This window comes from Pseudomonas fuscovaginae SE-1 (assembly GCF_000364705.1).
Classification (GTDB): domain Bacteria; phylum Pseudomonadota; class Gammaproteobacteria; order Pseudomonadales; family Pseudomonadaceae; genus Aquipseudomonas; species Aquipseudomonas fuscovaginae_A.
Genome location: NZ_AQOH01000130.1, coordinates 1 through 21,830 on the forward strand (window position 1 = coordinate 1; position 21,830 = coordinate 21,830).

At 63.2% G+C, this 21,830-nt stretch carries 22 protein-coding genes and 1 pseudogene; 10 read left to right on the forward strand and 13 right to left on the reverse strand.

All coding sequences use genetic code 11. The features are described from left to right. The 3 genes from K675_RS0113445 to K675_RS0113455 all read left to right on the forward strand — a co-directional run. Nucleotides 1-845: ABC transporter permease (locus tag K675_RS0113445; RefSeq protein ID WP_017904035.1), on the forward strand; the 845-nt coding region annotated here is incomplete at its 5' end. A 7-nt stretch (nucleotides 846-852) separates the two neighbouring features. Continuing rightward, the gene (locus tag K675_RS0113450) at nucleotides 853-1,605 is read left to right on the forward strand and encodes an ABC transporter ATP-binding protein (protein ID WP_026145167.1); all 753 of its coding nucleotides are present in this window, start codon (nucleotides 853-855) and stop codon (nucleotides 1,603-1,605) included. Beyond that, nucleotides 1,602-2,549: an efflux RND transporter periplasmic adaptor subunit gene (locus tag K675_RS0113455; protein ID WP_017904037.1), complete on the forward strand. Its 948-nt coding sequence runs from the start codon at nucleotides 1,602-1,604 to the stop codon at nucleotides 2,547-2,549. Before K675_RS0113450 ends, K675_RS0113455 begins: the two co-directional genes overlap by 4 nt. 50 nt (nucleotides 2,550-2,599) lie before the next feature. On the opposite strand, the gene K675_RS0113460 is transcribed toward K675_RS0113455, so the two are convergent. Both K675_RS0113460 and K675_RS0113465 read right to left on the reverse strand, forming a co-directional pair. Continuing rightward, nucleotides 2,600-3,355, reverse strand: a complete 756-nt coding sequence (locus K675_RS0113460; RefSeq protein WP_017904038.1) for a hypothetical protein — start codon at nucleotides 3,353-3,355, stop codon at nucleotides 2,600-2,602. 119 nt (nucleotides 3,356-3,474) lie between these two features. Beyond that, nucleotides 3,475-4,377 (reverse strand): LysR family transcriptional regulator, encoded by a 903-nt coding sequence (locus tag K675_RS0113465; protein WP_017904039.1) that lies wholly within the window; start codon nucleotides 4,375-4,377, stop codon nucleotides 3,475-3,477. A 95-nt stretch (nucleotides 4,378-4,472) separates the two neighbouring features. Here K675_RS0113465 and K675_RS0113470 point away from each other — a divergent pair, with 95 nt between their 5' ends. After that, nucleotides 4,473-5,645, forward strand: coding sequence for an MFS transporter (locus K675_RS0113470; protein WP_017904040.1), 1,173 nt, complete (start codon nucleotides 4,473-4,475; stop codon nucleotides 5,643-5,645). A gap of 41 nt (nucleotides 5,646-5,686) precedes the next feature. Next, complete coding sequence (locus K675_RS0113475) at nucleotides 5,687-6,907, forward strand: MFS transporter (protein ID WP_017904041.1); 1,221 nt, start codon at nucleotides 5,687-5,689, stop codon at nucleotides 6,905-6,907. A 9-nt stretch (nucleotides 6,908-6,916) separates the two neighbouring features. Here the strand turns inward: K675_RS0113475 and K675_RS0113480 are convergent, their stop codons facing one another. Next, nucleotides 6,917-7,474 (reverse strand): NADAR family protein, encoded by a 558-nt coding sequence (locus K675_RS0113480; RefSeq protein ID WP_017904042.1) that lies wholly within the window; start codon nucleotides 7,472-7,474, stop codon nucleotides 6,917-6,919. Between the two features lie 136 nt (nucleotides 7,475-7,610). On the opposite strand from K675_RS0113480, the gene K675_RS0113485 reads away from it, so the two are divergent. Next, on the forward strand, nucleotides 7,611-8,126 hold the full coding sequence (locus K675_RS0113485) for a GNAT family N-acetyltransferase (protein WP_017904043.1): 516 nt from the start codon (nucleotides 7,611-7,613) through the stop codon (nucleotides 8,124-8,126). Nucleotides 8,127-8,192: 66 nt separating this feature from the next. On the opposite strand, the gene K675_RS0113490 is transcribed toward K675_RS0113485, so the two are convergent. Further along, nucleotides 8,193-8,741: an RNA 2'-phosphotransferase gene (locus tag K675_RS0113490; protein WP_017904044.1), complete on the reverse strand. Its 549-nt coding sequence runs from the start codon at nucleotides 8,739-8,741 to the stop codon at nucleotides 8,193-8,195. Nucleotides 8,742-9,225: 484 nt separating this feature from the next. Here K675_RS0113490 and K675_RS0113495 point away from each other — a divergent pair, with 484 nt between their 5' ends. Both K675_RS0113495 and K675_RS0113500 read left to right on the forward strand, forming a co-directional pair. Beyond that, a complete protein-coding gene (locus K675_RS0113495; RefSeq protein WP_017904045.1) occupies nucleotides 9,226-9,504 on the forward strand; it encodes a BrnT family toxin in 279 nt (92 codons plus the stop codon). Then, entirely contained in the window at nucleotides 9,482-9,742 is a 261-nt protein-coding gene (locus tag K675_RS0113500) for a BrnA antitoxin family protein (RefSeq protein ID WP_026145168.1), read from the forward strand. Before K675_RS0113495 ends, K675_RS0113500 begins: the two co-directional genes overlap by 23 nt. Nucleotides 9,743-9,804: 62 nt before the next feature. Here the strand turns inward: K675_RS0113500 and K675_RS34175 are convergent, their stop codons facing one another. Both K675_RS34175 and K675_RS30760 read right to left on the reverse strand, forming a co-directional pair. After that, entirely contained in the window at nucleotides 9,805-10,098 is a 294-nt protein-coding gene (locus K675_RS34175) for a DUF6124 family protein (RefSeq protein WP_420066340.1), read from the reverse strand. Nucleotides 10,099-10,475: 377 nt separating this feature from the next. Next, entirely contained in the window at nucleotides 10,476-10,709 is a 234-nt protein-coding gene (locus tag K675_RS30760) for a trimeric intracellular cation channel family protein (RefSeq protein WP_269745389.1), read from the reverse strand. A gap of 180 nt (nucleotides 10,710-10,889) precedes the next feature. On the opposite strand from K675_RS30760, the pseudogene K675_RS0113515 reads away from it, so the two are divergent. Beyond that, nucleotides 10,890-11,078: pseudogene (locus K675_RS0113515) on the forward strand (filamentous hemagglutinin N-terminal domain-containing protein); the annotation flags it as partial. Between the two features lie 220 nt (nucleotides 11,079-11,298). On the opposite strand, the gene K675_RS33965 reads toward K675_RS0113515, so the two are convergent. Next, nucleotides 11,299-13,197 (reverse strand): GAF domain-containing hybrid sensor histidine kinase/response regulator, encoded by a 1,899-nt coding sequence (locus K675_RS33965; protein WP_017904049.1) that lies wholly within the window; start codon nucleotides 13,195-13,197, stop codon nucleotides 11,299-11,301. A gap of 674 nt (nucleotides 13,198-13,871) precedes the next feature. After that, nucleotides 13,872-14,570 (reverse strand): YoaK family protein, encoded by a 699-nt coding sequence (locus tag K675_RS0113525; RefSeq protein WP_017904050.1) that lies wholly within the window; start codon nucleotides 14,568-14,570, stop codon nucleotides 13,872-13,874. Between the two features lie 297 nt (nucleotides 14,571-14,867). Between K675_RS0113525 and K675_RS0113530 the strand changes: the two genes are divergently transcribed. Further along, nucleotides 14,868-15,083: a DUF2790 domain-containing protein gene (locus K675_RS0113530; protein WP_017904051.1), complete on the forward strand. Its 216-nt coding sequence runs from the start codon at nucleotides 14,868-14,870 to the stop codon at nucleotides 15,081-15,083. A gap of 104 nt (nucleotides 15,084-15,187) precedes the next feature. On the opposite strand, the gene lysA is transcribed toward K675_RS0113530, so the two are convergent. The 5 genes from lysA to K675_RS0113555 all read right to left on the reverse strand — a co-directional run bounded on the left by lysA (nucleotide 15,188) and on the right by K675_RS0113555 (nucleotide 21,608). Continuing rightward, nucleotides 15,188-16,426: a diaminopimelate decarboxylase gene (gene lysA / locus K675_RS0113535; protein ID WP_017904052.1), complete on the reverse strand. Its 1,239-nt coding sequence runs from the start codon at nucleotides 16,424-16,426 to the stop codon at nucleotides 15,188-15,190. 206 nt (nucleotides 16,427-16,632) lie between these two features. Further along, nucleotides 16,633-17,550, reverse strand: a complete 918-nt coding sequence (locus tag K675_RS0113540; protein WP_026145170.1) for a LysR family transcriptional regulator — start codon at nucleotides 17,548-17,550, stop codon at nucleotides 16,633-16,635. Nucleotides 17,551-17,614: 64 nt separating this feature from the next. Continuing rightward, complete coding sequence (locus K675_RS0113545; RefSeq protein ID WP_017904054.1) at nucleotides 17,615-18,397, reverse strand: ATP-grasp domain-containing protein; 783 nt, start codon at nucleotides 18,395-18,397, stop codon at nucleotides 17,615-17,617. Between the two features lie 280 nt (nucleotides 18,398-18,677). After that, a complete protein-coding gene (locus K675_RS0113550) occupies nucleotides 18,678-20,030 on the reverse strand; it encodes an OprD family outer membrane porin (protein ID WP_017904055.1) in 1,353 nt (450 codons plus the stop codon). Between the two features lie 204 nt (nucleotides 20,031-20,234). Beyond that, nucleotides 20,235-21,608: a nucleobase:cation symporter-2 family protein gene (locus K675_RS0113555; protein ID WP_017904056.1), complete on the reverse strand. Its 1,374-nt coding sequence runs from the start codon at nucleotides 21,606-21,608 to the stop codon at nucleotides 20,235-20,237. Nucleotides 21,609-21,830 lie beyond the last annotated feature (222 nt).

Sequence of the window (21,830 nt, forward strand, 5' to 3'; positions counted from 1 at the left end):
ACTGGCGCGGTGCGCGCGACACCGGTGGCGTGTCGGTGTATGTCTCCGGAATCGACACCGGCCCACGGGGCCTGATGTTCGATCGGGTGTTGCCGGCCGCGTTGCGCGCCCGCCTGCGGGAAGTGGATACGGTCGTGGTCGACCGGGCCGACCTGGGCAGCCTGGGGGTGGCGATTGGCGACACGGCGTTCATCAACGGCCATCGGGTGCGCGTGATCGGCGTCACCAGCGGCTTGCGGGCACTGGGCGGGGTGAATGTGGTGGCGTCCTTGGCGACGGCCCGGCAGATCGACAACCCGCCGGCCCGGGGCGAGCGCATGACCTATCTGCTCGCCAGGCTGCAGGACCCGCTCCAGGCGGACACGATCGCTGAGCGCCTGCGCGGCGCCATGGCATTCGGCAAGTACGACGTGTGGACCGCCGAGGCTTTCGCTCACCGCTCGCAGATGTACTGGATGTTCGACACCGGTGCCGGGGCTGGCGTGTTGTTCCTGGCTGGCATCGTCTTCCTGGTCGGGGCGGTGATCACCAGCCAGACCCTGGTCGCGGCGGTCATCGGTTCGATCCGTGAATACGCGACCCTGAACGCCCTGGGCGTCGGCGTCGGGGCCCTGCGCCGGGTGGTGATGGAGCAGGCGTTCTGGGTCGGGGCGCTGGGGCTGCTGGGCAGCCTGGTCGTGGCGGTGGTGATGTTCGTCCTGGCCGCGCGCTACAACGTGCCGGTGGCGCTTTCGCCCGTGGCGGCCATCGCCTGCCTGCTGCTGAGCATGGCCCTGGTGCTGGTCTCCGGCCTGGCCGCGATCCGTACCCTGCGCCATGCCGACCCGGCCAGCCTGTTGAGGTAGAGAACCCATGTCGAATCGATCATTGGCGGCCCCCGTCTCGCTGCAGGCCTGGGGCATCGGCAAGTCGTTCAAGTCGGGACGCATCGTCACCCCGGTGCTGCATGAGGTCACGCTGGACATCCGCGCCGGCGAGTTGACCCTCATCTCGGGGCCTTCCGGCTGCGGCAAGAGTACCTTGCTGGCAATCCTCAGCGGCTTGCAGTCGCCCGACCAGGGCCGTGTCGCGGCGCTCGGGCACCGCCTGGACGAGCTCGATGCCCGTGCACTGGAGCGCTTTCGCCTGCAACACACCGGTTTCGTCTTCCAGGGCTTCAACCTGTTTCCCGCCTTGAGCGCGCTGCAGCAGGTCGAACTGCCCCTGGGCTACCTCGGACTGAGCGCCAGGGACGCGCGACAGCGTGCCCGGCAGGCGCTGGAGGAGGTTGGCCTGGGGCCGCGCATGGGCTTGCGCCCGGCCGAGCTGTCCGGTGGCGAGAAGCAGCGCGTGGCGATTGCGCGCGCGGTGGCCAAGGCCCCCGAGCTGCTGTTCGCCGACGAACCGACCAGCGCTCTGGATGCGGCCAGCGGCCAGGTCGTCATCGACATTCTCCACGCGATTGCCCGCGAGCGTGGCACCACGGTGCTGTGTGTCAGCCACGACCCGCGCCTGGTCAGCCATGTCGACCGGGTGCTGAGCATCGAGGACGGCCGCATCCTGAATGACCACGTCCCGCCATCCCGACCGGCCGGTACGGCCGGCCCCAAGGAACACTGCATATGAACCTGCGTTCGTTTTTTCCCGGCTGCGTCCTGCTGGCCAGCACCTGCCTGCTGGCCGGTTGCCCCCGTGACGAGGTCGCTCTCCCGGCGGTTTCCGCGGCACCGGCGCAGGTGGCCGTCGCCCGTGGGCGTATCGATGTCGAGGGGGGCCTGCTCAAGCTCGGCCTGTCCCGTGATGGCGTGGTCAACGATGTCAAGGTGCGCGAGGGCCAGCGGGTAAGCAAGGGGCAGGTGCTCGCCACACTGGACAGCGAGTTGGCACGCCTGGCGGTGAGCGCGGCGCAGACCGAACAGCAGCAGGTTCGGTTGCGGGCCCGGCAACTGGAAAAACAGGCCGGCTTTGCCGAGTCGAAGGCTCGGCGCCTGGCCAGGGCCGCCGCCGCCGGCGCCGGTGACGGGCAGAGCGCCGACGATGCGCGCGAGGCCGCGCGGCAGTTGCGTGATGCCATTGAAAACACTCGGATGGATGCGGCGGTCGCGGCACGCAAGCTGGCGGTCGCGCGTCATGAGTTGGCGCAACGCAGCCTGCGGGCGCCTGTCGACGCCGAGGTGGTCCGCCGCCTGATTCAACCGGGCGCTACGGTGACATCACAGACTGGGCCGGCCTTCGTGCTGTTGCCCGATGACGCGCGTATCGTGCGTGCCGAGTTGAACGAGTCCTTCACCGGTGTGGTGGTACCCGGCATGAAGGCCGAAGTCACGGATGACAGCGGCAGCGGTCTGCCCGCGCTGTCGGCCCGTGTGCAGCGTATCGGTGCGGTGTTCGGCAACAGCACGCTCGAGGACGACCCGCTGATTCGTGGCAATACGCGCACCGTCGAGTGCGTCTTGCTGTTCGACACGCCCGCACCGGCGTCGCTGCGGATCGGTCAGCGCCTGCTGGTGCGCTTCGGTGTCGAGGCGCCGTCTGATCAGGCGGTTGGCCAGAAGCCGAAGGGGCTCTGAAACCAGCCAGAGCAGCCGGGTCAGTGGGGGCAGGTGTGTCCGTACCGTCGTCACTGCATGACGATGTCGCTGAACTTGAGCGTTTGTACCTTGCCGCTGTCATCGTTGAACAGCAAGCGGATCGCCGGCGTTCTACTCAGTTTTTTACTGCTCTGCTGGAAGATCAGCGTGACCCGCGTCGGCACGTTGCGCACCAGTTGGATCTGCTGCCAGGCCGCTCCCTCGACCTGGCCTACGCGGATGGCCTCGAAGGTCAGCGGCCCACCGGCATCGTCGAACAGGCGGGTATCGCCATTGAAACGGAACTGACGATCCACTCCCAGGTTGGTCAGCTCGAAGGTACAGGTGGGCAGACGCCCGATGTTTTCACAGCCTTCCAGTTCGAAGCGTACGCTGTCGACGACCTCCATGCGTTTGCCCAGCAGATTGCTGCCGTCGTTTTCGATGATCCTCGCTTGTACCTTGGCAAATTCGAACGAGGGCTTGGCGTACTCGGTACCGAGGATGAAGAAACCGAAGGGCAGCCCGCTGAGCAGGCAGAACTGCACGGTACCGAACAACAGGGGAGGGAAGTGGCGGATCTGCCAGGCGATCGACAGGGTACCCAGGTAGATGAAGGTACTGACCAGCAGCACCACGTTCTTCCAACTGATGAAGCTGAAACCGAAGACACTCGGGTCAGGCACAACGTAAGTGATCAACGCCCATAACGCACCGAGCAGTACACCGAGGCCAGTGACGGAACGAGTGATCAGCGAGGTGAGTTTCCGGGTGCGTGTCGGGGGAGAGTCGGCTTGGGGCGTCAACGGCAGGAACTCCTTGCAGGCGTGAGAATTCAGTAAGGATCTATGGATCCCCGCGCCGCCAGCGTCAACGCGATAACGGTTTCGCACCGTCCGGTTAACGTTTCCCTCAGCGCCGTGCGCTATTTGCCGACCGGCATCAACCCATCGATGACACCCATGAACGCCTCCACCAGCAGGCCCCGCTCCCGGGTGCGAGTGAGCACCAGCAGCGGGGCGCAGGCCAACGGATCGGCCAGCGGCCGGTAGCTCACGCCCTTTTTCGCCAGGGCCCGGGCGCAGGCGGGCACCAGGGCCACCCCCTGACCGGCGGCGACCAGGGCGATGATCGAGGTGATCTGCCGTCCGGTCGGGCCGCGCCGCAATGCCACGCCATGGCGCTGGTAGAGCTGCTCGATGGTCTCGTTGAGCCCCGAGCCGTAGTCGGTCGGGAACAGGATCAGCGGGTGGGCGCCGAGCTGTTCCAGGGTGACCGTGCTCGCCGTGGCCAGCGGATGGTCGTCGGGCAGGGCGGCCACCAGCGGTTCGTCGCCCAGGGACAGTGACTGCACCAGGTGCTGGTCGGCCGGCAGGGCCTTTCGGCTCATGCCGATGTCCAGGCGCCCGTCGACAATCTGCGACCAGTGCGCGCCGGAGGGCTCCTCCACCAGGGTCAGTTGCACCTCTGGAAAGCGCTGGGCAAACACCTGGATCGCCTGGCTGAAGAGGTCCGAGAGCGCAATGGAACTGGCGTAGCCGATGCTCAACTGGCCGGCCAGGCCCTTGGCCAGCTTGCCGGCGATCACTTCGGCCAGATCGACCTGCTCCAGGGCGGCGCGGGCATAGGGCAGAAAATGCCGGCCCTGTGCGGTGAGGGTCACCGAGCGGCTGGTGCGGTCGAACAGGCGAAAGCCCAGCTCGGTTTCCAGCGCCGAGATCTGCCGGGTCAGCGGCGGCTGGGCCAGGTGCAGGCGCTGGGCCGCGCGGCCGAAGTGCAGTTCCTGGGCGACGGTCAGAAAGTAACGCAATCTGCGGAGGTCGAGCATCCTGGTCCTTGGGTATCGATCGGTCCGAATTCGGTATTGGTCTTGGCCGATGTGCCTATCTTATAAAGTCCTCACGCCAGAAAACGAGAGGCCTCATGCATTCCCGTCGGTTGTCCGCCCGTGTCGCGCTGTTTCTCTGTGGCTGCGTGGCCTTTCTCAACCTGTATGCCACCCAGAGCATCCTGCCGGTATTCGCCGGGGACTTTCAGGTGAGCGCGCGGCAGGCCGGCTGGAGCATCACGCTGACTACCCTGGCGGTGGCGCTTACCGCGCCCTTCGTCAGCCGGCTGACTGCCCGTTTCGAACGACGCACGGTGATCGTTGCCGCAGCGCTGCTCTGCAGCGTACCGGCCTGGCTGGTCGCCCATGCCGGCAGCTTTGCCGAGTTGCTGGCCTGGCGGTTCGTCGAAGGCATGCTGATTCCGCTGGTGTTCGCCAGCAGCGTGGCCTACATCGGCGAACGCTGGAGCGGTGGCAGCGTGACCGAGGTCACCAGCCTGTATGTCGCCGGGACGGTGCTGGGTGGGTTCGCCGGGCGTTTCGTCAGCGGGGTGATGAGCGAGTATGTGGGCTGGCGCGAAGGATTCGAGCTGCTGGCGGCGATCAGCCTGCTGGTGGCGCTGACGATCCACTGCCTGTTGCCGGCCCAGCCACGGCCAGTCCTGCGGCAGGCTGTAGATGCTCTGTCGGTCCGGCGCGAGTTGCGCAGCCGGCCGCTGCTGGCGGCCTATGGCGTGGGTTTTTGCGTGCTGTTTTCCCAGGTGGCGACCTTCACCTACGCCGGCCTGTATCTGGGCCAGGCGCCGTTCGAACTGGGCAGCGCGGCGTTGGGCACGCTCTACATGGTGTTCCTGCTGGCGCTGTTGGTGATCCCGCTGGCCGGGCGCCTGAGTCGGTCCCGGCCACAGTCCGAGCTGTTGCTGGGGGCGGTGCTGCTCGGGGGCGGGGGCTCGCTGCTGACATTGCTGCCGTCGTTGTGGTTGATCGTGCTGGGCCTGGCCCTGAGCTCCACCGGTGTGTTCCTTGCCCAGGCGGCCGCCAATGCCTTCATCACGGCCACCGCGCGCCATGACAAGGCTGGCGCGGTCGGCTGGTACCTGAGCGGTTACTATCTGGGCGGCAGTTGCGGCGCCGTCGGTCCTGCGTTGCTCTGGAGCCAGTGGGGCTGGCCGGGCTGCGTGGTGCTGATCATCGCGTTCCAGTTGCTGTCGCTGCTGCTTGCCCTGGTCGGTTGGCGACCGCCCGGGGCTCGGCTGAGCCACGCCTGATTTTTCCAACCTTCTGCCTGACGTTCCGAATAATGAAAACCATGAACGAAGACGTTGTCCTGAACCCGCCCCGAATCGCTGCAACTTCGGTACGCCGTCGTTCGCTGCTGGCGGCCTGCAGTGCCCATGGGGTGCACGATGGCCTGACCGATGTGATCTACGTGTTGCTGCCGATCTGGCAGTTGCAGTTCGGCCTGAGCTACGCGCAGATCGGTTTGCTGCGCGGGGCCTATTCCGGCGTGATGGCCGGTTTCCAGTTGCTGGCGAGCCGTGCCGCACGGCGCTGGGGGCGTGAGCGCCTGCTGATCGGCGGGACGGCGCTGGCCGGAGTGGCCTACCTGTTGGTCGGGCAGGCCGAAGGGCTGGTGGTGCTGCTGTTGGCGTTGATGCTCGGCGGATTGGGCGCCAGCACCCAGCACCCCTTGGCATCGTCGATGGTCACTGACAGTCATGAGGCCGGAGGCGGAGTGAAGGAGGCGCTGTCGCACTACAACTTCGCCGGTGACATCGGCAAGATGCTGATCCCGGCGCTGATCGGCCTGCTGCTGACGCTGATCAGTTGGCGCGCCAGTGTCAGTCTGCTCGGGCTGCTGGGTCTGGCGGCGGCTGCGCTGCTGTGGTGGCTGATTCCACGGCGGGAGCTCAGTACCGTTGCCCAGGAAAAAAAGGCCGGTGCCGGCAGCGGCTCCGTCAGCGGCTTGCGGGCGCTGCTGGCGACCGGTGTGCTCGACAGCGCCGTGCGCATGGGCTTTCTCACGTTCCTGCCGTTCCTGCTGACCAGCAAGGGCGCCGGGACGGCGGGTATCGGCGTGGCGCTGGCGCTGCTGTTCGTCGGCGGTGCGTTCGGCAAGCTGCTCTGCGGTTACCTGGGGGCGCGCATCGGCATGGTGAAGACGGTCTGGCTGACCGAGTCGGCCACGGCGCTGCTGATCATCCTGGCGGTGTACCTGCCGCTGACCGGGCTGATGCTGATGTTGCCGTTGCTGGGGTTGGTCCTGAACGGCACGTCCTCGGTGCTGTATGGCGCGGTGCCGGACGTTTCGACGCCGGCGCGGCGCGAGCAGGCATTCGCCCTGTTCTACACCGGTACGATCGGCGGTGGCGCATTGGCGCCGGTGCTGTTCGGGCGGTTGGGCGATCTCACCGGGATACCCGTGGCAGTCATCACCCTGGCGGCGATTCTGCTGCTGACCTTGCCGCTGGTGTGGGTGGTGCGGCAAGGGCTGGAGCGTTCGACCCTGGCGGCGGCCAGCCAGGGCTGAGCGATAGGGTTATTGCGCCGGGTCGAGTCCGTCGCGGACCTGCATCAGCGCAAAGCCCAGCAGGTTCAGGCCTTGCCAGGTGTTGGGGTCGTTCACCCGCGCGTCGTCCTGGGCCAGGCCGATGCCCCAGATACTGTCGACCGGGCTGGCTTCGACGAGTATGCGTGAACCGGTTCCGCGCAGGAAATCGCCCAGTTGCGGGTTCTGCGAGAACTTGGCCTGGTTGGCCTTGACGACGATCCCGTAGCGATGCTCCAGCCATTTCCGGTCGTCGAAGCCGCGCACCTTGCGACCCAGGGCCTTGGCGGCGCCAGGCGTCGGGGCGTGCAGCACCTGGATTCGAATGTCCTGGTCGTCGAACAGGGCCGCCTTCTCGGCCATCATGAAATGTTCGGCGGTCAGGTAGCGTTGCCCGTCGACGACGAACTCGGCGTTGTACCACTGGCTGAAGCAACTGGCGGTGATGGTGTTCTTGCTGTGCTGATGACCCCAGAAGAACACGTATTTCAGGGTTTCGCCAGCGTTGAAGCGCGAGCGCAGGTTGTCCAGGTGGATGGAATCGGACACGTGTGCCTCCTTGGCGGCGGAATAGGGGCGCAAAGATTACCACGATGGCGTGAGGGGGATTGCAGAGGCAACGGGTGGCTCAATCCGGGGGTGGTTTTGCTATGGTTGGCGTTTTGTCCGCGAGCCCGAGATTCCCATGCCAGCCATCCGTCCCGCACGTCCTGACGACATCCCCGCCCTGGCGGCGGTCGAGCGTTGTGCCGCGTCCATTTTTCGCGAGGTCGGGTTGGCCTGGGTGGCCGAGGGCGAGCCGTTGCCGGCGGACTACCTGGAACAGCTTTGTCGTCACCATACCCTGTGGGTGGCAACTGATGACAACGACCAGCCGGTGGGTTTCCTTGCCGCGCAAACCCTGGATCGTTCGTTCTTCATCGTCGAGTTGTCCGTGCATGCCGGGCACCAGAAGCTGGGGCTGGGGGCCGGCCTGATGGCGGCGGCGATAGCTCATGCGCGGGCCGAGCGGTTCGCGACGGCGAGCCTGACCACCTACCGACATTTGCGTTGGAATGCGCCGTTCTATGCCCGGCTGGGGTTTGTCGAGGCCGAAGCGGCGAGCCTGGGCGAGGAACATGTGGCGCAGTTGCAGCATGAGATGGACGCGGGGCATGAGGCGGGGTTGCGGTGTGCGATGGTGTTGCGGTTGAAGGGGTAGGAGTCGAGGAGGGAAGCCAGCAGCGCGCGTTGACCGCTGAAGAACGGAGTGATCTGAAAGCAGCGGCTATTGCTGGGTGATGAAGGAAGTCGGGACATGTTCCGTCAACCAGACACCATTGTCGGCCTGGAAAAACTTGAACCCCTGCTGATGCATCTTCAGCGCATCGATTTCCAGCACCACAGGCTTGCCATATCGCTGTCCGACCGCGACGGCGGTGTTCACTTCCTGGGAGAGGTGCACATGGTGGCGGGAGCCCGGGATCAATCCCTTCTGCTGGATCGATTCCAGGAAGCGGGTGGCCGTGCCGTGATACAGAACCTCGGGAGGCTGTTTCTCGATGTGCTGGATGCTGACCGTTTCGGTGGAGTGGCCCTGCACGGCTCGAATGCGACGTGCGTCGTCGGAAAGGGCAAAGCGCTTCTTGTCGTTGCTGCTGACAACCGCCTGGATCAGCTCGCGGTCCAGGGTGCGGCCTGAATGGGCTGCGCCGACGATCAGGGCGTCGATGTCTGCCCAGCCTTCGGTGTCCAACTGGAGGCCGATGGACTGGGGTTCGTGTCGTAGAACGTAGCTGAGGAATTTGCTGGTTTCGGTGAGTTTTTTACTGTTCATTTTTTCCTTTTTTGTTTTTTCCGGGGTGAAGCGGCTATCTGTTTTTAAAAATTATCACATCGACTGGGACGAGCACAGCGCCTCATTCGGCCTCGATCCCAGTGCCTCTGGAGTCTCAGATGGCAACGACGCGAGCGTCAGCGCTAATGCACCACGCAGTAAAGATTGATCAGAGAATTTCGGATGCCAGTGGGGTGTCCTTTCTTTAGCCTCCGACCCCTCCAGGCAATCGCCTTTGCGATCTGAAGCTTGACGACACCCTCCCAGACTGACCGTTCGGATTATAGGAAGGTCTTGCCTGCCATATTTTCCCATCTGGCTCATTGAGGTTTATCCGCTGCATCTGAACCAGCCGATCAGGGGGCTAGGACGCTTGTTTCAGTGCTATTCGGTAATTAAGCGGGGTCAGATTCTCGCTATGGGTGCTGTGATTTTTTATTCAGGAGCGTATTGTGTATGTACGTGCGTAAATACAGGGCGTCCTATGCAGTTTGAATGGGACGAGGACAAGAACCAACTGAACATTCACAAACATGGCATCGACTTCAATGATGTCACGGACATGTTCCAGCACCCCATGCTGGCCCTGCGCGATGACCGCTACGGCTATGGCGAGGAGCGCTGGATTGGCCTTGGCTGGATCAAGGCGCTGGTGGGTGTGGTCGTATACACCGAGCGACGAGGGGATGTGATTCGTATCATATCCGCCCGAAAAGCCACTAAACAGGAGGCTAAACGCTATGTCGAAAACATCGAAAACTGATTGGGAGCGTCTGGCTAAACTGGGAGATCAAGACATCGACACCCATGATATGCCGGAGTTGGGTGAAGACTTCTTTCGTCGTGCCGAACTGCGCGTGCCAGTAAAGCAGGCGGTGACTATCCGTCTGGATGCTGATGTGCTCGAGTGGTTCAAAGGACAAGGTGCGGGCTATCAGACTCGGATCAACCAACTGCTGCGTCAGTACATGCAGGCCCAGCAAAGCCAACATCATCGGTAGATACGGCTTGAGGTAGTGACAACGGGAAGCGACGCTTCCCGTTCTGTTGAGCCTCTGGCTGGTCAGCTATCGGTTCTGGCCGTCGGCTTATCCAGCAGCGAGTCCATCCACATCTGCGCCATTTCGATCAGGTGCACCACGCCCATGGCAACCTTGCGGTTGGAGCCGGTCTGGTTGTCGGCATGTTCATAGGCGGTGGCGGCTGCCGATTGCAGGATGGAGTAGACGGTGACCAGCGCGTCTTCCTGGCTCTTGGGTTCAGGCAGACGGTTGCGCAGTGGTCCGAGGTCGTAGTGAGAAGGCTCGATCAGCGATGTGAGGGGCGACGGTTTCTGTATGGGGCGAGACCGGGGGATTGGGGGTTATCTTGAACATTGATGCGCTCCTGAAGTAGTGGTGCCATCACTTATCGCTACCAAACGATTGGGTGGTGGCTGTACGCAGGTTGGTAGACCGGAACTCCAGGAACCCGGCGCGTCCGAGGACGCCCTACGCACAGCCGCCATGACGCATGCAGACGGACACAAGACGGCGTCCAATTGCATGGAGATGAGCGCTTTATGCGCCTGGAGATAACGCGGGCTACCAAACCCGATCACTGATGAGCAGTGACGAGTCGAAGCCTAGCCACGGGATCAGGCGCAAACAAGCGCTCGGGATTTTCTAGGAAATTTCATTCAGGGGAAAGGGAGTTGTCCCGCTTTGGCTCGTCTGGGTGTGTCTGCTTTCTGTTTCAAACCGTGATTCTCGGCAGTTGCCAGTCCCAATTCACGGAGGCCAGGCGCAAAGCGATGCAGGCTGCGGCGGCCAGCAGTGCTGCGGTGACCGGTGGTACGCCCAGGCGGCGGGCGATGATCAGCACGGCGGCGCCGATGAAGGCGGAGCTGGCATACAGGTCCGCCTGCAGCACCGTCGGAATCTGTGCCAGCACGATATCGCGAATGACGCCACCACCGACCCCGGTGATGTTTTCTGGCGATGCTAAGGTCTTGTATTTGCGACGTTATCGAAATATTGATGCCAAGATGATGGCTAATTAATATCGCAGCATTATTTTAATATTACTCATGTGAGAAGCGGGCAATCTGTACCTTCATGAAGAAGGCCAGGTCGCCCATTTTTTGCGTGGGGCGCCGAGATTTTTGACATGGACGTTCGCCAGTTCGCCTTCCTCGTGGGGCAGCCTTCTGCTGCCCTGAAAAACCGTGACCATTTCCTGGGGGTGCCCAAGCGGGGGCTGGTCTTCCTATTGGCGAACGTTATGTTCTGGCAGCCGTTGTGGGCGCAGGCGGACGGTATCGTGGTCAGTGCACCGGGGCTACCCCTCGCCGAGTCATTAGACCCTGCTGTTCCGGATGATGAATTTCTAGCGCAATGACATCAGCACGGTGGTGCTCGAAGCGCTGACCACCAGTGCCTGTACGCCTATCCTGTTCTCTACATCGAGCCAACACCGCCCCAGCAACATCTTGTACCAGGGCATCAGTTGCACCGGTCAGCCATCCCAGCGTCTTGCGTTTCGCAAGCCCCGCTTTAACCGATGGTACTGTGAGAACCTACACCGTCAATATCTCCCGAATACGACTCTCCAGACTATCCAGCACAAACGGCTTGGTCATCACCTGCATGCCGCAGGGCAACTCGCCGTCGCTGATCGCCGAGTTCTCGGCATAGCCCGTGATGAACAGGACCTTGAGTTGGGGACGCAGGTCCATGCCGGCCTCTGCCATTTGCCGGCCATTCATTCCACCGGGCAGGCCCACATCCGTCAGCAGCAGGTCGATTTGCGCGCCGGACCTCAGCAACCTCAGCCCTTCCAGACTGTCGGCGGCCTGGATGACGGTGTAGCCCAGCTCCCCCAGGTAATCGGCGAGCAGCATGCGCACCGTTGACTCATCGTCCACCAGCAGGATGGTTTCACAGTGCTGCGCCGTGGATTGGGTCGACAGGTCAGGCATGGCTTCGGCATTGAGTGGGATGCCCTGGTACCGCGGAAGGTAGATCGAGACGCAGGTGCCTTCACCCAGCGCCGACCGGATGTGAATTTGCCCACCCGATTGCTGGACGAAGCCATAGATCATCGACAGGCCCAGGCCTGTTCCCTGGCCGAGCGGCTTGGTGGTGAAGAACGGCTCGAACACCCGGCCCATCACTTCCGGGGACATCCCGGTACCGGTGTCGGTCACGGACAGGCACAGGTAGGGCCCTTCCGGAATGTTGTGGGCGCGGGCCGCGGTGCGATCCAGCCACTGGTTGCTCGTTTCCAGGGTGATGCGCCCACCGTGTGGCATGGCGTCTCGCGAATTGATGCAAAGGTTGAGCAGGGTGTTTTCCAACTGGCTGGAATCAACGTGGATGGGCCAGGCATCCTCGGCGGCCCTGGTCTCGAGGATGACGGTCGGTCCGGCGGTCCGCTGGATCAGCTCGGCCATGCCATACATCAGCGAGTTGGCGTTGGTGGCACGTGGCTCAAGCGTTTGCCGGCGGGAGAAGGCCAGCAGGCGATGAGTAAGTGACGCCGCACGGTTGGCCGCGCCCTGCGCGGCGGCTATGTATTTGCCCACTTCGCTCAGGCGGCCTTGGCCAATGCGTCGGCTCATCAGTTCCAGGGAGCTGGAGATGCCCACCAGCAGGTTGTTGAAGTCGTGGGCCAGGCCGCCGGTCAGTTGGCCGACCGCTTCCATCTTCTGTGACTGGCGCAGTTGCTCTTCCGACTGCATCAGCAGGGCGGTGCGTTCAGCGATGCGTTGCTCAAGCGTTTCGTTGAGGTCGAGCAGTTCGGCCTGGGTCCTGACCTGTTGTTCTTCAGACTCACGCAAGAGGTTGACGGTGCGTTCCAGCTCCTGCTCACGGGCGCGCAACGCGTCTTCCGCGATGGTGCGTTCCAGCAGGTCGGCGGCCTGGCGCGCGAGAATATCCAGGAACCGAAGGTCACGGGCAGTGGGCTGGTGAGGGTGCGACCAATGGGTGGAGATCATGCCCAGCAACTGGCCCGTGCGAGAGCGCAGTGGCGTGGTCTGCGCCGAACGGATGCCGGCTCGCCGAAAGGCCATCAGGTCTTCGGTGCCCGAGATGTCGGCCCATTGTTCGAAGTCGGGGATGATGGCCCGTTCGCCGAGCTTGAGGGCCAGGGTGCAACTGCTATAGGCGGTGGGGTTCACCCATTCCCAGAACCTGACCGCCTCTGGCGGCAAACCGTAGGAGCAGAGTAATTGCAGTTCGCCGCCGTGTCCCGAGACATGCCCCACGGGGCAAAGCCTTTGCATGGTCCCGAACTGCGAGCCGGTGATGGAGACCGCCGCATCGACTATTTTCCGGTAGAGGGCATTGAGGTCCTGCTCACCGATGAGCGCAAGGCTGATGCCGTGCAGGAAGTCGATGTCGCTGCTGGAATCCGCAACGCTGGAAGCGTTACTGGCCGGGGCAGTTGCGGACACGAGGTGGACAACGGACATGGCTGCTCCCGAGGCGCCAGGCTTGAGCGGTTCGCAGGGTATCGGCAAACAGGCTCAAGCATGAATATAGAGGGTACTGAGGTCAGTCATCTGGATGCTCTTTACACGTCACGCGCAAAAGAGAGGCGCCTGATGAGTCGAGCGACTGCCTTGTGCTGGTGGGACTCTACGCCATGCACAAAAGTTTCCTTTGGGGCTGAGGCCGAGGCAGTCGCCGGCCACGCCCCTGGAGCGTGGCGCGGTGGGTTGCTGTGAAACCGATCAGGAAAGCGCAATACCGAGATGCGCCCAACAATAGATGGCCGATTTTGATTTGTGACTCCAATTGGAACTTGGGGGCGGGTGAGCAGGAGAAAGTAGCGCCACTCCTGGCCTGATAGATCAGGCAGGAGGAAAGTGTTCGCAAATCTTCAGGTTGAAAGAAAAGAGAGGCTGCTCTTTTGTAAGTGGAAATTTGATATTTTCGACGGGGATTAATAACTGGTCGGGCGGATAGTTTTATTATTTTGAAATAATGAAAAACACGCCCGAGGCGTGGGCGAATATAGGTAGGGAATGGCTGTAGCCGCGGGCAAGCCCCGCTTCTACAGGAAGGCGTTGAGTACAGATCTGTGGCAACAGGGGAAGCGAGTCGTGGGTGAGCACGGCCCGCGTTCATTGTTTGCGGATTGCTCTCAGCGCGGCATGAAGTCCTTCTGCCACTGATGCGGAATCCTCAGTGCGATCAGCCCCAGCACCGCGGCGATCGCCGCACTGACCACCAAGGCCTGCACACCCATGCTGCGTTCCAGCAGCGCACCAAACACCGCCCCCAACAGCATGCCACTCCAGGGCACCAGTTGCACCCGCCAGCCATCGCGCTTTTCGCCGAGCAGCCTGCGCCCCAGGCCGCGGCCGAAGCGGGACAGGGCGCCGGTGACGTAGGTCAGGCCAATCGGCAGGCCGTTGACCTGCTCGACGGCGGCATTGAGCATGCCCATGGCGATGATCGCGGTCAGCAGGGCCGGCACGCGGGTGTTGAACGGCAGTATCGCGGCGATGCACAGCAGGGTGGCGACGCACAGCAGCAGCGGCAGCGAACGCCTGCCGCCGACGCGTCCGGCCAGCACGCCCAGCACGTTGCCGGCGATGAACGCCATCACCGCCGCGACCAGGCGCAGCACCATCGACAGGTCCCCCTCGCTGATCGCCACCGCCAGGCGCGTGGTGTTGCCGCTCATGAACGAGACGAAGTCACCAGTGGCGAGAAAGCCGATGGCGTCGGTCATGCCGGCGAGGAAGGACAGGCAGGCCACCAGGGCCAGTCCGACCCGGCCGCGCAAGCGACGCAGGTGCAAACGGTTGCCGGAAAGAAGAGGGGCTGATGGCAGCATCCGCTGGGCTCCTGACTGGACGGTGGTTGGCAAGCGGCCGATCAGCCAGAAGAAGCCGCTGTGCCGGGTAGCGGGATGATGACAGGTTTCATGAACTTTTTGTCATGATTTTCCATGGAATAAAATACAAATTGCGATTTGTTTTTTTAACTTTGTTTTAACTGGTTTATAACGGTTTGTTTAAGTTTTTTCATGACTTTCTTAATTCTCGGATAACAGTCGGTTGCGAGTCTGCACCCAACGCCTTCCACCGGGTTTTCCGGGTCGGTTTCTGTTTATCCTATCGAGAGAGTTGCCATGAATATTTATGTCAAGTGCCTGACCGTTGCCGCCGTTCTGTTCAGTGCCCAGGCGTTTGCCCTGGACAGGAAAGATGTCGCTGAAGTGATCCGCGTGGACTCCAGGCCCTATGCCTGCGGGATTAGCAACGCGAAGATGATCTACAAGACGCCAGACGGACAGATCAAGGAGTACGACTACAAGACCTGGGGCAACGGTTGTGCCGGGGATTGAGGGTAAGCGCGAGGTGGAAACGTGGTGTGGCGAAGCCCACTGAACCTTTTGACGCCAACGCGGCGTCACCCTTGAACAAGGTGGCGCCGCGAGGTTTTGGGGGATCAGTCCAGGCAGGCCAGTTCCGGGCCCAGCAGTTCATCGAAGGTCTGCCGGCGACGGATCAGGCGGGAGTTCTCGCCATCGAGCAGGTACTCCGGCGCCAGCGGCCGCGAGTTGTAGTTCGAGGACATGGTCGAGCCATAGGCCCCGGCGTTGTGGAACAGGATCAGGTCGCCGATGCTTGGCCGGCTCAGGGTTTCGAAGCGCAGCGCCCCGTCGCCGGCGAGGGTGAAGACGTCACCGGATTCGCACAGCGGGCCGGCGATCAGGGTGTTGATCGGGGCGCGCTCCGGTGCCTGGGCCACCAGCGACACGCGATGGTAGCTGCCGTAGAGCGTTGGGCGGATCAGTTCGTTGAAGCCGGCGTCGACCAGCGTGAAGGGGTTGGCGCCCTGTTGTTTGACCGCACGGACTTCGCAGACCAGCGTGCCCGATTCGGCCACCAGGAAGCGGCCAGGCTCCAGCTCCAGGCGGATCGGGCGGCCGTAGCGGGTCTGGGCGTGGCGGCGCACCGCGTCCCACAGCGAGAAGTAGTGCTCCACATCGATCGGTTCCTCGCCTTCGCGGTAAGGCACCGACAGTCCGCCCCCGGCCGACAGCGCCTCGATCGGCTGGTCGATCTGTTCCAGCAGTTGGCTGACGGCCTCGCAGACCTGGCCCAGATGGCCATAGTCGACGCCGGAGCCGATGTGCACGTGCACGCCGACCAGGTGCAACTCGTAGCGGTTCAGCCGTTCGAGTGCCTGCTGAAGCTGCTCGTGCCAGATGCCGTGCTTGCTGTTGGGGCCGCCGGTGTTGGTCTTGGGGCTGTGGCCGTGGCCGAAACCCGGGTTGATGCGCAGCCACACGCGGTGCCCGGGCGACAGCTCGCCCAGTTGCTGGATCATGTCCAGTGAACCGAGGTTGGCCTCGACACCCAGCTCGACGATGCGCGCCAGGGTCTGGCGATCGAACACGTCCGAGGTGTAGACCAGGTCCGACGGGCCCTCGACGTTGCTGCGCGGGTTGAAGCCGGCCTTGATCGCCCGCTCGATTTCGCCGAGGGACACGGCGTCGAGTTTCACGCCTTCCTCGCGCATCAGGCCGAGGATCGACAGGTTCGACAGGGCTTTCTGGGCGAAGCGCACGGTGTCGAAGGTCTTCAGCGTGCGGATGCGATCGCGGATGACGGCGGCGTCATAGATCCAGACGGGGGTGCCATAGGTTTTGGCAACGTGTGCGGCGTGCTGTTCGAGGGTCATGGGGCAAGCTCGGGCTGAAAGGCATTTTCCCTGGGGTTCACCAGGTGGGCTGAAGCCAGGTCGGTGCGGTCGAGCGCTGTCCTGACGCGCACCGGGCCTGGGTGCGCATTTTTAGCATCGGGCTGTGGGAATAAAAAATATCAGTTTGCGGGGTATCCATTCATTTCTGATATGGATGGTTGGCCCCGTTTGTTCATGAGTGATTGCTACGGGATCTCGGCCAGTTGGGCTTCGAGTGCCTGGCAGCATTCGCGCAGGGCCTCGACGAACTGGTCGACCAGCACGGAATGGGGGCGATGCAGCGGGCGCACCACGCGGATGGAATAGGGGATCGACAGTGCGAAGCGGCGAATGGTCAGTCCGAGGTTGACGTAGGAGAGCGCTGTCAGCGGGTTGATGGTGGACACGCCGACACCGTGGGCGACGGTGCTGCACACTGCGGCCGCGCTATGGGTTTCCACCTGCAGTCGGCGGTTTATACCGTGCTCCTGGAACAAGGCATCGATCTTCTTGCGGTAAGGATCGTTGGCGGCCAGTGAAATGAACGGCTCGCCTTCGAAGTCCTCGGGCGCAAGCACCGACTTGGCCGTCAGGGGGTGGTCCGGCGGCAGGACGCAGACCATGTCCGAGGTGAACACGCAGTCGCTTTCGGTGCCGATCGGGATGTTGGCGTCTTCGATCAGGCCCAGGTCGTAGCGCTGGGAGGACAGCCATTCATTGAGCAGGGGCGGTTCCTGCGGGGTGATGCTGAGGGCGACCTCCGGAAACTGTTCCAGAAAGCGTTGGCAGACCATCGGCAGCACGGCTTGGGAGAACGCCGGCAAGGTCACCAGGGCGATCTGGCCGTTCTTGTGCTGACGGATGGCCTCGGCGGTGCGCTCGATCCGCTCCATGCCGAAATAGGCGCGCTCGACCTCCTCGAACAGCCGCAGTGCCTGCTCGGTGGGAATCAGCTTGGCATTGGCCCGCTTGAACAGCACCAGTTGGGTGATGGACTCCAGGCGGCTCAGTTCGCGGCTCACGGTGGGCTGCGAGGTGTGCAGCAGTTCGGCCGCGGCCGTGGCGCTGCCGGTGGTCATCACGGCCCAGAAGATTTCCATGTGCCTGAAGTTGAGTTTGGCCACGTTCCTTGAGTTCTCGATGTTGCGCGGGGCGCGGGTTATCTCGGGGCAGGGCAGGGCCTGTCCGTTAAGGTTGTGCCTTGAGCAGCTTGGCGAAGGTCATGGCAGGCCATATCTTGCGGTCGGAAACCTGGCCGTCGCCGAGTTCGACGATACGCAGCACGCCGTCGGCCCTGAGCACGACATCCACTGAAAAGAACGGGCTCTGAATGAGTCGAGCACAATCCTCGACGATGCTGGGCACGGCGCCATTCTCAGCGTGGGCCTTGCCCAGGAAGACGAAGTAACGCTGTTCCGTCTCCTCGCGATAGTCCTCGCGTTTGCGCACGCAGATACCGCCCTCGATCTGTCCACGGTACTGCTGCATCAGGTCGACGACGGCCTGGATCTGCTCCGGTGTTTCGACCAGCGATCCGCCGGCGGTATTCAGGGACTTCACGTAGTCCTTGATGAAGTAGCCGGGCCAGTCCAGGTCGCCTAGGGCGTCGACGAAGTCGGCATCCGGCTCCAGTACCCGGGTTTCGCTGGTGTGTTCGGTCAGCAGGGGATACCACTGGGGCAGATGGTGGCAGTGCCGATATTGCTCGACGCTGGTAAAGGCCTGCAGATCACGCTGCTGCCAGCAGTCGACCAGCCTGGCATAGTTTTCCGGGGTCAACATCCAGCCCCGGTAGAGCACGGTCGCGCCAGTTGGTATCGCAGGGCGGGCCTTGAAGGTGCCAGCCTCGAAATCGTCAAAGGAAAACAGGGATGCGCTCAGACCCTCGGCCAAGGCGGCGGTGTACTCGTCGCGATAGGTTTCGTCCGGCTGTTGCGGGTCGAAAGGATCACTGGGGTAGAGAAGGTGCATGGTCGGCGCTTCGCTGGGTTGACGATAGCGCGCAGGGTTGCAAAGTCCGAGGGGGTTGTCACGTCTTTGCGCCTGGATTGAAGGCCTATTCGCGGATAAATCCTGCTCCCACAGGTGGGGCCTGGCGCCGTTCCGATTGTCGGGCTTCTGATCGTTCCCACGCTCTGCGTGGGAATGCAGCCCGTGACGCTCTGCGTCACAACAACAGGCGCCAAGCGTCCGAAGAGGCATTCCCACGCGGAGCGTGGGAACGATCGGAGAACCGGGAGCAGGGCGGGGATTACCAGAGCGGGATGACGTAGCTCACGTAGAAGCGGTTTTCATCCTGGATGGTCTGGCCGGTGATTTCCGGGGCGGCGTGGGCGTTCTGCCATTTCACCCCGAGACCCTTCAGTTGGCCGGTCTGTACTTCATAGGTCAGCGCCAGGTCGCGTTCCCATTCGCTGGCATCGCTGTTGGCGGCGGTACGCACCTGATCGCCGTGGGCGTAGGTGGCGGCGAATTTCAGGCCGTCGACGCCCAACTGGGCGAAGTCATACTTGTACTGCGCCATCCAGGTGCGCTCGCCGGCGTGCTGGAACTTGTTCAGTTGCAGGTTGGTCAGCGCCGGGGTGTCGGCACCCGAGCCCGGGCCCTGGCGGTTGTCGCCGCTGTTGAGGCCCGAGTCCAGGTACGGGAAGTCGCTGTCGCCGCTGTTCTTCTGGATACCCAGGCCGACGGTGTGGCCAGCCAGGCTGTAGCTTTCCATCAGGCTGATGGTCGACTGGTTGATCCGGCCCTTGCTGATGCCGTTGCCGTAGTAGCCGGCTGCCGCGTATTCGCTGTCACCGTCGCCGTTGCCACCGATGCCGAGGCTGCGGTAGGCACGAAAGTCGGTGTCGAGGGCACCGACAGGCAGGGCGTCATGGCGCTTGGCGCCGAGGAAGGCCTGTTGGTAGTAGTCCTGCAGGCTCGAGTACCAGGCGCTCAGGGTGGTGCCCGGAATGCCCGCGTAGTCCGCACCGCCGTAGAGGAAACGGTCGCTCTTCTTGGTGCCGCCGGCGGTGATCATGCCGGTGTCGCCGGTTTCGTTGCGGATCTTGGTCTGGTTGATGTCGCCGGCGGTGAAGGTGAAGTTGTCCAGGTCCTTGGACACCAGTTGCGCGCCGGTGTTGGTCTGGCGGTACAGGCGGCCGTCGGTGTTGGCCAGCATCGGGTTGTTCTGGTACAGGGTGCCGATGCGCAGTTCGTCCTTGAGGAAGCGCGCCTTGAAGGTCGGGCTGAGCACGCCGAACTGGTCGGCGGACTTGCCGTCATCCAGCGGGAACATGCTGCCGGGGTAGCGGCCCTGGTGGTTCTTGTCGTTGAGGTCGCCGCCGGAGTCGAGCTTCAGGCCGTAGAAGGCCTGCAGGTCCAGGCCCAGGCCGATGGTGCCTTCGGTGTAGCCGGACTTGAAGTCGAACTGGAAGCCCTGGCCCCAGTCGCGAATGCTGTGGGCCTTGGCACTGCTGCCGCTGATGTCGCGCCCCTGCTGGTTCAGGTAGCGGTTGAGAAGGGTCACGTCGGCGTGGCTGTCATCGATGAAATCCGCGTGGGCAGACATCATGACACTCGCCAGGGCGGCACCCATCACGGGACTAAACAGCTTGTTCATTGGTTCGGATCCTGGACACTAAATTGAAATAAGAGCTGAAAACTCTTGAAACAATTAAGCGGTGGCCATGTGACAGTTCCGAGTCAGAGGCAGGCGGGGGTGGATGAAATTAAATTTAGGAAATGAACTTTTGGAGGCAGGTTTTGCTGGGGAAGCGCGGCGCGAAGGGCGACGGCGCTCGGGGCCGTCACCCTGGTCAAATCCTCAGTTTTTCGATGAAGGTGGCAGGAACCAGTTCAGTACCAGGGCGCAGATGCCGCCGGTGGCCACGCCGGATTCGAGCACGTTGCGCAGGGCCGCCGGCATGTGCGCGAGGAACTCTGGCACTTGCGACACACCCAGGCCCAAGGCCAGGGACACGGCGATGATCAGCAGCGCGCGGCGGTCGAGGGTGATGCTCGCCAGGATATTGATGCCCGAGGCCGCGACGGCACCGAACATGACCATGGCCGCGCCGCCCAGCACCGGTTCCGGTACCGCCTGGATCGCGCCGGCCACCGAGGGGAACAGGCCGAGCAGAATCAGCATCAGGGCGATCCATTTGCCGATGTGGCGGCTGGCGATGCCGGTGAGCTGAATCACGCCGTTGTTCTGGGCGAAGATCGAGCTGGGAAAGGTATTGAATACCCCGGCCAGCAGCGAGTTGGCACCGTTGACCAGCACACCGCCCTTGATCCGTTGCATCCACAGCGAGCCTTCGACCGGCTGGCGCGAGACCTTGCTGGTGGCGGTGACGTCACCGATGGCTTCCAGGGAGGTCACCAGGTAGATCACCAGCATCGGGATGAACAGCGACCAGGAAAAGCCCAGGCCGAAGTGCAGCGGTGTCGGTACCTGAAACAGCGGGGCTTCGTGCATGCCGGTGAAGTCCAGGCGGCCCAGGTAGCCGGCCAGGGCGTAGCCGGCGGCGAGGGCGATGACGATGGCGCAACTGCGCATCCACACCAGCGGGATGCGGTTGAGGATCACGATGATCGCCAGCACCACGCCGGACAGCAGCAGGTTCTCGCCGTTGGCGAAGGTGCCGTTGCCCATGGCGCTGAAGCCGCCGCCCATGCTGATCAGGCCGACCTTGATCAGGGTCAGGCCGATCATCAGCACCACGATGCCGGTCACCAGCGGGGTGATCATGCGCTTGACGAAGGGCAGGATGCGCGAGATGCCCATCTCGACGAACGAGCCGGCGATGACCACGCCGAAGATCGCCGCCATCACCGCTTCCACCGGTGTGCCTTGCTTGACCATCAGCGCGCCGCCGGCGATCAGCGGGCCGACGAAGTTGAAGCTGGTGCCCTGGACGATCAGCAGGCCGGCGCCGAACGGCCCGAAGCGACGGCACTGGACGAAGGTGGCGATCCCGGAGATCACCAGCGACATCGAGACGATCAGGTTGGTGTCGCGGGCCGACACGCCCAGCGCCTGGCAGATCAGCAGGCCGGGGGTGACGATCGGCACGATGATCGCCAGCAGGTGTTGCAGTGCGGCGAGCAGGCCGATCAGCAGGCGAGGCCGGTCCTCCAGGCCGAGGATCAGTTCGTTGGCCTGGGGCGCGGTGGGCGGGGTCTGGTGAGAGGTCATGGCGAGTGCCCTGGAAAAAAAGAGCGGCGATTCTACTGCAATGGCCTGGGGCGTGAAGCACTATCTGCGGGGTTTATGGACCAAGCGCAGGCCCGGTGGTTTGGCCCGCCTCGGTGAAGACGAGCGCCGCTGGGTGTGGGAACCGGCTTGCTGGCGATAGCGGCGGGCCGTGCGCCGCTGATTTCATTGGCTGGCCGCCTCTGGCGGATCGCCAGCAAGCCG

Excerpts from the sequence above, each read along its gene's own strand:
- K675_RS0113465 (WP_017904039.1), bottom strand. The coding sequence starts at position 4,377 with ATGCTCGACCTCCGCAGATTGCGTTACTTTCTGACCGTCGCCCAGGAA.
- K675_RS0113470 (WP_017904040.1), top strand. The coding sequence starts at position 4,473 with ATGCATTCCCGTCGGTTGTCCGCCCGTGTCGCGCTGTTTCTCTGTGGC.
- K675_RS0113500 (WP_026145168.1), top strand. The coding sequence starts at position 9,482 with ATGTCGAAAACATCGAAAACTGATTGGGAGCGTCTGGCTAAACTGGGA.
- K675_RS0113550 (WP_017904055.1), bottom strand. The coding sequence starts at position 20,030 with ATGAACAAGCTGTTTAGTCCCGTGATGGGTGCCGCCCTGGCGAGTGTC.
- K675_RS0113450 (WP_026145167.1), top strand. The coding sequence starts at position 853 with ATGTCGAATCGATCATTGGCGGCCCCCGTCTCGCTGCAGGCCTGGGGC.
- K675_RS0113475 (WP_017904041.1), top strand. The coding sequence starts at position 5,687 with ATGAACGAAGACGTTGTCCTGAACCCGCCCCGAATCGCTGCAACTTCG.
- K675_RS0113485 (WP_017904043.1), top strand. The coding sequence starts at position 7,611 with ATGCCAGCCATCCGTCCCGCACGTCCTGACGACATCCCCGCCCTGGCG.
- K675_RS33965 (WP_017904049.1), bottom strand. The coding sequence starts at position 13,197 with ATGTCCGTTGTCCACCTCGTGTCCGCAACTGCCCCGGCCAGTAACGCT.
- K675_RS0113455 (WP_017904037.1), top strand. The coding sequence starts at position 1,602 with ATGAACCTGCGTTCGTTTTTTCCCGGCTGCGTCCTGCTGGCCAGCACC.
- K675_RS0113530 (WP_017904051.1), top strand. The coding sequence starts at position 14,868 with ATGAATATTTATGTCAAGTGCCTGACCGTTGCCGCCGTTCTGTTCAGT.
- K675_RS0113490 (WP_017904044.1), bottom strand. The coding sequence starts at position 8,741 with ATGAACAGTAAAAAACTCACCGAAACCAGCAAATTCCTCAGCTACGTT.
- K675_RS0113545 (WP_017904054.1), bottom strand. The coding sequence starts at position 18,397 with ATGCACCTTCTCTACCCCAGTGATCCTTTCGACCCGCAACAGCCGGAC.
- K675_RS0113525 (WP_017904050.1), bottom strand. The coding sequence starts at position 14,570 with ATGCTGCCATCAGCCCCTCTTCTTTCCGGCAACCGTTTGCACCTGCGT.
- lysA (WP_017904052.1), bottom strand. The coding sequence starts at position 16,426 with ATGACCCTCGAACAGCACGCCGCACACGTTGCCAAAACCTATGGCACC.
- K675_RS0113495 (WP_017904045.1), top strand. The coding sequence starts at position 9,226 with ATGCAGTTTGAATGGGACGAGGACAAGAACCAACTGAACATTCACAAA.
- K675_RS0113555 (WP_017904056.1), bottom strand. The coding sequence starts at position 21,608 with ATGACCTCTCACCAGACCCCGCCCACCGCGCCCCAGGCCAACGAACTG.